The organism is Neisseria sp. HMSC067H09 (genome assembly GCF_001814135.1).
Taxonomy (GTDB): domain Bacteria; phylum Pseudomonadota; class Gammaproteobacteria; order Burkholderiales; family Neisseriaceae; genus Neisseria.
In genome coordinates this window covers 1-5,581 of the sequence record NZ_KV814844.1, presented here as the reverse complement: position 1 = coordinate 5,581, position 5,581 = coordinate 1, and the positions used below count along the sequence as shown (strand labels likewise).

The window sequence follows — 5,581 nt, the reverse complement described above, 5'->3', positions numbered from 1 at the left end:
GTTGTTGGAGGAAAAGAAATTTTGCAAAGGTCTCTGCGTGTGAAAAACGCCTTATCCCCGCCAGTATCCGCCCCTTTCGGCACAACCGCCAAAATCTTACCTGCCAAATTTCCCTCACGGGTTTTCCAAGCATCCAAAAACTGCGCTCTGCTCATGGAAACATGACCCAGCGACGGGTCGGCAAGCAAAACCGTATTGCCGTCTATACCGCGCAATACCGAGAAATGATCGTCCTTACGGTATTTCAGATACACGATGACGGGAATTTTCAACTGCGCAAGCTGCTCGAAAGACAGGGCATAGCCTTTCGCCTCAAAACCCAAATCAGGCATGATGCGCTGCATATCCTCAAACGACGCACGCATCTGCTCCTTATCCAGCTTTTTCAACACTTCTTCTTCCGTCAGCTTTTGCCCGTAAAAATTGTTCAAAAGCGTCGCCACCGAAGCCGCCCCGCAGGAAAAATCCAAATCCTGCTTCACAATATTGAAATCGCGCCTCTCTTTCCAACTTTGCACTTTGATTTTTCCGTAAACAACAGGATTATCGTTAAACATCGGTGCAGCATTCAGAGGACCGGATAAAGAAACGGCAATAGGCACTGACAGACAAATACGTTTAAACATCATCATACCTTCTAAAGATATATGTAAGAGGTCGTCTGAAAAGGCTTTCAGGCGACCTCTTGCAAAATTATTCTTACATGCCGGCTTTCTTAGCAAACCAGACAATCCTATTTCCGGCATGATATTTTCCGTTTATCGAAATACGGCAAGCCATACCGCAAAAATGCCACGCGCTGCCGATTTCAACGGTAATTTTCGTACCGCTTTCTTCAAATTCCAGGTATTCCCCCATCAGCGAATGCAAAGGAGCATACGCCATCTCGGCTTCGTTATGATAAACCCGCCTGCCGTTGATATAGACTTCCGCCCCTGTCTGCTCCAAATTCCAAAAATTCCGTACTGCAATTTCCATATCCCGATATTGTGCAGACCATGTTTTTTCGAAGGTTTTCATAAAATTTCCTATACCTGTCCAATCGGCACATATCAATTGCATCATTGCATCTCAATACGATAAATATTTCTTAAGTCAAAATGCAAGTCTGACCGTACCTTAACTGTCAAAATTTTATTATTTTTTATTGATTTTAAAACAATTTCTGCAAAATTCTCTTCGCTTTCTCTCTTTTTTAGAAGCACATCAGAAAAAATAAAACTTCCCCGATTAAATTCATAAATATGTTTCAACCATTCACCTCCTCTTTCTGTAAGACAAGATTCAATCTCATTCTTCCTTATTGTATAAATATTTCCCTCACAAAATCTGAAATAAATCCATCTTCTTCATAATCAAAGAAAAAATTTCACCCCGAGATTTTGTCAGCAATTCGCAGGGTTGCGATGTGGCAATCAAACAGCCGAAAGAAATTTTTACCTCATACATGGTCGAAATCAGATTCTGTTATTTCAAAATCCATTTTTTATCAACAACTGAATCCGCATTTTTGAATTAACGTTTCCATCAGCTGACGTTTATCTCAACCGGCAGGTTCAGTTTCAAAATAAGCCTGATATGAAGACTGTAAGCATTTCAGAAAAAGATCATCGGAAGACATATCCGCCGAATCAAATACAACTGTTTTGATTTTGGTACTTACCCAAACCCCTTTTTGCTCTTTTTCTACTATACGGAAATTCAGAATATTTCCAACCGAATCAAAAGCACGGTAAACATCATCCATCAAATCCTGCGGCTCTATTTTCTTTTCCAATTCCGACAATCCTTGAAATATATCCAAAGACACATCTTCAAATAGAAAAAAAGGAGGGGTTAGAAGCAGTTTTTCCATGATCTGTCCGTAGATTTTGATTCCCAAGGGCGAAGAAATTCTCTTGTTGTTTACAGGTTAGAAAATCAAAGCCCGCTTAAAAGTATAACTGTACGCCCAATTTCAGCAAGCGCAGGTCGAGTTGCCAAGCCCAACAAAACCGTTGAATCACATGAATGTTTGGTTATAACTCAACCTTATATCTATACTTACCGAAAACCTCAAATCACTTAATAAAAATAAAACCTAACTACTTACTAATACGGTAAACAACATCTTCTCTTAACAAGGTTTTATCTGTTATCTCATTTAAAGACAATAAACTTTTTGGAAGCATCTCTAATTTATTCATATCACTCATATCCCCTACATACAGGAAAAAATCTTGGGGAATCCCCCTTAATCTTTTTAATAATTCTTCACAAAGCCTAAAATGATTTAAATTTAGGTTCTTTTTATTTTTTTTGATAAATTCGAGATAACCACGCTTATTAGAAAAAATTTCAGGATATATTCCTTCTCCCTCTGAAGAAGTATATATCCATTCATATCGGGAAAAATTCTTATACCCAATATGAAACAAAGTGTGTTCATTATATTTCGAAAAACCTAGAAGCTCTGTATCTGTTGGTTTATCGAAATTAACAATTATTGCAGAAGACATAACAACTATTCCAAATCTGGCTTAATAAAAATTAAGCCAGACTATTTACGATAAAAGGTATGACCTGTAACTTTCGAACTTTTGTGTTGATAATGTGGCATATAACTTTTATGAGTACCATGAGCATCATGACGAATCACATTATTTTTACCCCATGCATTTTGCGCCAGTTTTGCTGAATATCTCTGATTATTAGTAATTACATTATCACCATTACGTAACACATTAACTGCCTGCCCCTGAGATAATTTACTTCCTTTAATTATATGAGTAAAACCACGCGACATTACAGTAACTCCCCGCCATGCAAGAGCAACCCAAGCCCCCTCAGTCTCCTTCATTTCCTTCTGAGAAAGCTCCGCCAACTGCATAGGCGTATCTGCCTGCGTGTGGAACACTTGGTTTTCAAATGCCTGATTATCCATGCTGTTTGCCATTGCGGGAGCGGCAATCATCGTCAGAATCATCATGGCTGCGGTAATTTGTTTTTTCATAAAAGTCCTTTTTTTACAAGGTTGGAAAATCAAAGCCTGCTTAAAACGTATGCTGTACGCCCAATTTCAGTTCGGAGCTGCTCTGCCCTGAAATATTGAAGCGTGCGGATGCGTTTAAAGACGTGGCTTTGGAGAAGCCGAGGCCTGCGCCGAGATGGGCGTAGGTAGATGTATTCCTTGCGGATTCTTTTTTGCCGTCCAGTCGGTCGGGCTGCTTGCCCAGCCATTGGATGCCGCCCGTGAGGCTGATTCTGTCGTTGGCGGCGAAGGATATATTGAGATTCAGCATCCAGTAGTTGCCTGCTTTGTATTTGACGTCGTCTGAAAGGGTTTTGCTGCCGTTGATGCGGTAGGCGGCAGTCAGGGCGAGGACGACGGGGTCGATGGCTTTGTAGGTGGTCGCGCCAATCAGCCATGATTTGCCTGACGGGGCTTTGCCGCGTGATTTTTCGTAAAGCGTGCCTTCGAGAAAGCCGATAAGGGCGGGATTTTTGTCGTCTTTGAGGAAAGTGTGGCTGATGCCGAGGGATACGTCGGAGAGGTGCTTGTCGCGGTTTTTGCTGCTTTCGCCGTCGAATTGTCGGTCTTCACGCCACAAGTAGCTGCCGCTGCCGTAGATTTCGGCATTTCCGGTCAAGCCGTAGCGCAGGCCGAGCGTACCGACGAGCATATCGCTGTTGCTGCCGTTTTCCTGAATTTCGGTCGGGACGGGGATAAAGGAAGCGGAGCCGGTCTGAATGTAAATTAGCGCAGCAAGTTCGGAACGGCTGTTTTCGCTGTTGATATAGGTAACGGAAGCGTCGAGTTTCAATTTACCCTTGTCCGTCATGATGTCTTCGATATTCAAAGGCAGGTCGGCGCGGACAACCAACGGAGAAAAGATAACGAATGAAATAAGAATATTTTTCATATTGTTGTTTTATTGTTTTAAATTAAATTTTGCGGATATTAATGAAATTTAGTGTAGTTTGTCTAAATGATATTTTTGATGACGCCTTAAAATCTGATTTTTTTTTCTATGAAGGTTTTATTTTTGCGTAAAATGCCGTTTGAAGCGGCTTATAAACAAAAGGTCGTCTGAAAACCATATTTTCGTTTTCAGACGACCTTTTGACTTTTTCAATTCAAACCAATCAAGCGGTTTTATTTCTTCATCGCATCAGTCAAGGCTTTGACGTTGTAGCGGTACATGCCGATGTAAGTATTGGCAGGTGCGCCGCCGAGTGCGTCGGAGTAGAGTTTGCCGCTGACGTTGACGCCAGTTTCTTTGGCGATGCGGTCAACCATGCGCGTGTCTTTGATGTTTTCGGTGAACACGGCTTTGATGCCTTCGCGTTTGATTTGGCGGATGATGGAAGCGACTTGTTTGGCGGACGGCTCGGCTTCGCTGCTCACGCCTTGCGGGGCGATGAACTCGATATTGTAGCGTTTGCCCATGTAGGAGAACGCGTCGTGTCCGGTCAGGACTTTGCGCTTGGCGGCGGGAACGGCGTTAAACGCAGCTTGAGCGTCGCTGTGCAGTTTTTTCAGCTGCACTTGGTAGTTGCCCAAGCGTTGTTGGTAATAGGTTTTGCCCTCGGGGTCTGCCTGAATCAGGGCGTTGGCGACGTTTTGGGCGTAGGTCGTCATCAAGACGGGATCGTTCCAGACATGCGGGTCAAATTCGCCGTGGTCGTGGTGGTGGCCTTCGTGGTCGTGATGATGTTCGCCTTCTTCGGCTTTAAGCGCCTGTATGCCTTTGGCTGCTTCGGCGAAGGGGACTTTGCTTTGTTTGACGGCACGCTGCACGTCAGCCGCTTCCAAGCCTAAGCCGTTGAGCAGGACTAATTTTGCACCGCGGATTTTTTTGATGTCGCCGCTGGTCATGTGGTAGGCGTGGGTGTCTTGGTTGGCGCCGACCAAATTTTGTACGGCAACGCGGTCGCCGCCGATTTGTTTGGCAACATCGCCCAAAATGCTGAAGCTGGTAACGACGTTCATCGGGGCTGCATAAACTGCGCCGGACATTAATGCAGCGATGACGCCGAGTTTCCAATGTTTCATGTTTTCTCTCTCCAATTGATATAACGTAACAATCCGTCATTTTAAAACAGCAAGACAGAATCTTCAAGCAACCTCCGCTTATAGAGGGTTCCCTAGCCTAAAAGTTTTTAGGTACTGCAATTTTTAGTTTTCAGACGACCTTTGTGCCTATTTGTTTTCGTGGGCGAAATCCACGCTACGGCGCTCGTTGCCAAAAACTTTGTAGCGTGCACTTAAGATTCCAGACGACCTGTCCGCTAGTCAGCTTCGTGGGTAGAACCCACACTACGGATACCGTGCCAACCAAAACCGATACGCAGTCCAAACACAAAGGTCGTCTGAAAACCTGCATTGGGTTTTCAGACGACCTTTATGTGTTAACCATTTTCGTGGACAGAGCCCACGCTACGGAGCTTGCGTTGCCAAAAAACTTTGTAGCCCGCGAGCCATTGAAGATTCCAACAAACAACCCGATACCTTTGCAAAATTCCTTTTCCCCCGACAACCGAAACCCTAAACACAGGTTTTCGGCTGTTTTCGGCTGTTTTCGCCCCTAATTGCTCCTGA

At 43.8% G+C, this 5,581-nt stretch carries 9 protein-coding genes; all 9 read right to left on the bottom strand.

Going from position 1 to position 5,581, the window contains the following annotated elements; genetic code table 11:
• Window positions 1-557: C39 family peptidase (locus HMPREF2954_RS00270; protein WP_321178147.1), on the bottom strand; the 557-nt coding region annotated here is incomplete at its 3' end.
• Between the two features lie 142 nt (window positions 558-699).
• Entirely contained in the window at window positions 700-1,020 is a 321-nt protein-coding gene (locus tag HMPREF2954_RS13170) for a hypothetical protein (protein ID WP_231574590.1), read from the bottom strand.
• Window positions 1,021-1,061: 41 nt separating this feature from the next.
• Window positions 1,062-1,253 carry a hypothetical protein gene (locus tag HMPREF2954_RS13165; protein ID WP_231574591.1) on the bottom strand — a complete coding sequence of 64 codons (192 nt, stop codon included), beginning with the start codon at window positions 1,251-1,253 and terminating at the stop codon, window positions 1,062-1,064.
• A gap of 290 nt (window positions 1,254-1,543) precedes the next feature.
• Entirely contained in the window at window positions 1,544-1,855 is a 312-nt protein-coding gene (locus HMPREF2954_RS00255) for a hypothetical protein (protein ID WP_045072347.1), read from the bottom strand.
• Window positions 1,856-2,084: 229 nt separating this feature from the next.
• Entirely contained in the window at window positions 2,085-2,498 is a 414-nt protein-coding gene (locus HMPREF2954_RS00250) for a hypothetical protein (RefSeq protein ID WP_045072348.1), read from the bottom strand.
• A gap of 41 nt (window positions 2,499-2,539) precedes the next feature.
• Window positions 2,540-2,992, bottom strand: coding sequence for a hypothetical protein (locus tag HMPREF2954_RS00245; protein WP_045072349.1), 453 nt, complete (start codon window positions 2,990-2,992; stop codon window positions 2,540-2,542).
• A 40-nt stretch (window positions 2,993-3,032) separates the two neighbouring features.
• A complete protein-coding gene (locus HMPREF2954_RS00240) occupies window positions 3,033-3,902 on the bottom strand; it encodes a transporter (RefSeq protein ID WP_045072350.1) in 870 nt (289 codons plus the stop codon).
• 233 nt (window positions 3,903-4,135) lie between these two features.
• A complete protein-coding gene (locus HMPREF2954_RS00235; protein ID WP_003767675.1) occupies window positions 4,136-5,035 on the bottom strand; it encodes a metal ABC transporter solute-binding protein, Zn/Mn family in 900 nt (299 codons plus the stop codon).
• 356 nt (window positions 5,036-5,391) lie between these two features.
• On the bottom strand, window positions 5,392-5,581 hold a 190-nt coding region (locus HMPREF2954_RS12770), incomplete at its 5' end, for a hypothetical protein (RefSeq protein ID WP_210398475.1).